A 3,367-nucleotide genomic window follows, 5' to 3' on the forward strand; every position below is an offset into this window, starting at 1 on the left:
TAAAACGCGATTGTGCGATCTTTTACATAGTCTATCATTGACAGAGGGGCCAGCAAGATACGCGCTAGCGCCGAACACAGCTGACCTTGATGATTTCTCAACCTGGAGCTGGTTGAGATAGTCGCTCCAAACGCATCATCTCAAACCGCCCATTCTAATGCGTGCCGCGGGCATAGGCCCATTAAGGCATCACATGCGCCAAACGCCGTTCGGTCGCGGCCCAATGCCATTTGCCCATTTCGTTCAGAAGATTGCTCGCAGTGGTCCAAAACCTGTGCGCTGTCACCTCGGCTTTTCTGAACCCGAGCGACGCGTTGCGGCTTTAGGGTATTATCAATAATCGGCCGATCAGCGAAGCGAACGGTTCTGAGATTGGGACCTAGCGGCCAACGCTATCATTGATGCCCAGATAACAATTATTGATCATGCGCTATGCTCTAGCCCGGAAAGCCAGTCGCTTCTCAACGCCCGTCATGCGGCAACGCCAATGGCACAAGTCATCGCTTACGCCGAAATGACGCGCGATATCAGTTACAGACTTCCCGGCACTGCGGTGATGATAGAGTGCTGCTTGAGGCAGCAGGAGTGCGCCTCCCAGCCAATCAGCTTCCTCTTCCTGCTCATCTGAATAGTCGGAGAGCAGTACCAAGCCCGCGGGCGAGACTTGTACGCTTGCCGGGGTGTGATCCAGAATCGAGTGTGCGAGTTCGTGCATCAACGTGGAGGCTTGGCGACGTTTGCTTTGGGCTGAATTTAGCACGATCAGGAGGAGCCCATCTTCTGCCAACGTCATTCCTGACCAACTGTCTGGATCCCGCTCGAGAAGTTGGGCTGCATGCTGTGGGGGCAAGTCTAGTTCGTCTGCTGCGAGAACGTATGCTCCCAGCGATTCGGCATATGCCCAGGGATCAAGTTTTTCGAGCGCGCCCAAAGCCAGCGAAGCCCGAGCAGCCTCTGATAGTCTCTCAGACTCGGCCTTAAACCCCCTGCGCATTCTTATTGTTGCTGCAATGCCAAACGAGCCTCTTTAGCCCGTTGTGCAGCCAAGATAAGTTCTGCCAACGATTCGGCGGTTTCCGGTGAGAAGGTCTTCTTCTTGCGGAAATGGACAACCGCAGCTTTTTTGGTCGGCTCTTCGTTCGTCTCAATTCCTAGGAAGATGGCCGGATCAACGCCAAGCCAACGGCAGATCTTAGCGAAGGTCGCCAAGTCAGGCACATTTCCATTCTCTACCCTGGACAAGGTCGCCGAACTTACCCCCGCCTCGGCAGCAGCTGATCTTATCCCGCGGGTGCCCCGTCTCTTTGCGATCAGGCGCCCCAGATCCTGGATAGGAAGGGTTTCCATAAAATTCTCCAACAGCGCCCCTTGACTCTCAAGGACCGCCGGCGATAGTGTCTCACACGTAAGACAAGTCGTCTCATGATTGATACTGCCTTACACAAGAGACGGGGAATCACGCCGAGCTCTCTGAGTCAAGAGATAGTGCGGCCGGGCGCCCCTTCAACGTGCAGAAAGGCAGTAAACATGAGTGGTAAGAATCAATACGTCGTGCGGAATGGAAGCGGTTGGGGCGTTCGGGGCGAAGGTAATAGCCGTCTCACCGGCTCGTTCGACACGCAAGCGCAGGCTATCGAACGTGGGCGCGAAATCGCCCAAAACCAAGGTGCCGAACTCCGCATCCAGGGCGCGAATGGTCAGTTCCGTGAAGCTTGGTCCTATGGGAACGATCCCTATCCGCCGAAAGGCTGAACTGTTAGGCCGCTCCCGTCAGAGCGGCCCTTTTTTTGGAGGCGCTGATGCGCAAATTGCCTAAGCTGAAGTCGCTCCGTCCGTTGAAGCCGCTTGATCGAATGCAGAACATGAAAACGCTGCGGCCGCTTGGAAAGACGAAGTGGGTAAGGGCGCATTGGCGCTACGACTATGCCCGTCATCAGTGGGAATGGGTTCTTGGACACTGGGCGAAATAGGAGATTTCGATGGTGAAGATCACTGGTTTCGACAAGCTGACTAAGACGCTTGACGACGCATCCCGTGCGTTCAAGGAACTTGACGGCACGATCACGGAAGTCCGTTTTGACCCAAACGATCAAGCCAGCATCGATGAAGCGATCAGGGCGATGGAGAACGCGATCGATCAGAAAGTGGGTGCTTTTCGGAGCAATCCAATGGTCGCCCAACTGATCCCGCAGATGAAGGCCAGGTACCGGGATGGCATTCTCGCCCGCGCGGAAAGCGCTCGGACCTGTTCGAACTAAGCGGGAACGCTTCGTCTGATTTGTGAAACGATTAGTTGAAATGTAGGAATTTGCCTTCTATCTTGAGCGCAATCGAACCCGCCAGGCCTCTACCCGAAAGGGTATGCACACTTGGCGGGTCTTTTATTTTCAGCACCATAGAAGCTAAGTAGCTCGGTGACTCGCCCTTTCAACAAACCCGCAACGACGATCGCCCAGCAGATTGCGCACCTGACAGCGCAAGGCATGGCGATCGCAGATGTTCCTCGTGCAGAGCACTGGCTGCGCCATGTCAGCTACTATCGTCTGAGCGCATATTGGCTCCCATTTGAAAAGCCCAAGGGCCTGCCCGGGCCCAGATTTCTGCCCGGTACCGACTTCGATACAGTTGCCGCCCTTTACGAGTTTGACCGCCGCTTGAGGCTGCTGCTGCTGAATGCGATTGAAAGAATTGAAGTCGCAGTTCGAGGAAGCTGGGCTTATGCGCTGGCACAGCATGGCGGTCCGCACGGCTATCTGGATGCTGCGCTCTACACCGACCGTCGCCAGTTCCACGACAATCTTTCACGCCTTGCGCGCGAGGTCGGTACTTCCCCCGAAACCTATATTGACCACTACAGGAAGACATATGATGATCCGGCAATGCCCCCGGTGTGGATGGTGGCTGAGATGATGTCTTTCGGCCAGCTATCCCGCTGGTACTCCTCTTTGGAGGACAGGGCTCTACGGAATGTGATTGCCCAACCCCTGGGTTTACCTGAAGCGCTCCTCGTTCCGATCCTCAAACATCTCTCGATCGTACGAAACAGTTGCGCGGATCACGCTCGTCTGTGGAACCGCGGATTTCTGATCAGGCCGAAACTGCCTAACAAGCCCGCCGACCTAGCTGCAACCTTGGAACCGCCGGCTGGAAATGGCCCGGCTATGCTTTACAATTCGCTGGTATTGATCGGCTTTCTTGCTGGAAAGGTGGATCCGACTTCCACTTGGGCGGCCGATCTGAAGGCGTTGCTAGCGACCCATCCGACAGGTCACCTTACGATGATGGGATTTCCGGCTGGGTGGGCTGGCCGTCCTTTATGGCTTTAGGGCAGGCGGCGACGGCAAGACATTCAACGCGATCTCCCACT

At 55.5% G+C, this 3,367-nt stretch carries 5 protein-coding genes; 3 read left to right on the forward strand and 2 right to left on the reverse strand.

What is annotated here, in order from left to right; translation table 11 throughout:
• Window positions 1-430 precede the first annotated feature (430 nt).
• Together SAB01S_RS19045 and SAB01S_RS17850 are read right to left on the reverse strand one after the other, a co-directional pair.
• Window positions 431-994 (reverse strand): ImmA/IrrE family metallo-endopeptidase, encoded by a 564-nt coding sequence (locus SAB01S_RS19045; RefSeq protein WP_083951457.1) that lies wholly within the window; start codon window positions 992-994, stop codon window positions 431-433.
• Window positions 995-996: 2 nt separating this feature from the next.
• Entirely contained in the window at window positions 997-1,347 is a 351-nt protein-coding gene (locus SAB01S_RS17850) for a helix-turn-helix domain-containing protein (RefSeq protein WP_062734673.1), read from the reverse strand.
• Between the two features lie 180 nt (window positions 1,348-1,527).
• Here SAB01S_RS17850 and SAB01S_RS17855 point away from each other — a divergent pair, with 180 nt between their 5' ends.
• The 3 genes from SAB01S_RS17855 to SAB01S_RS17865 all read left to right on the forward strand — a co-directional run bounded on the left by SAB01S_RS17855 (window position 1,528) and on the right by SAB01S_RS17865 (window position 3,326).
• Window positions 1,528-1,752, forward strand: a complete 225-nt coding sequence (locus SAB01S_RS17855; protein ID WP_062734675.1) for a DUF2188 domain-containing protein — start codon at window positions 1,528-1,530, stop codon at window positions 1,750-1,752.
• A 227-nt stretch (window positions 1,753-1,979) separates the two neighbouring features.
• On the forward strand, window positions 1,980-2,258 hold the full coding sequence (locus SAB01S_RS17860; RefSeq protein ID WP_062734676.1) for a YuaX family protein: 279 nt from the start codon (window positions 1,980-1,982) through the stop codon (window positions 2,256-2,258).
• A 156-nt stretch (window positions 2,259-2,414) separates the two neighbouring features.
• Window positions 2,415-3,326, forward strand: coding sequence for an Abi family protein (locus SAB01S_RS17865; protein WP_062734678.1), 912 nt, complete (start codon window positions 2,415-2,417; stop codon window positions 3,324-3,326).
• Window positions 3,327-3,367 lie beyond the last annotated feature (41 nt).

Origin of the sequence: Sphingobium abikonense NBRC 16140 (assembly GCF_001598335.1) — a bacterium.
Lineage (GTDB): Bacteria > Pseudomonadota > Alphaproteobacteria > Sphingomonadales > Sphingomonadaceae > Sphingobium > Sphingobium abikonense.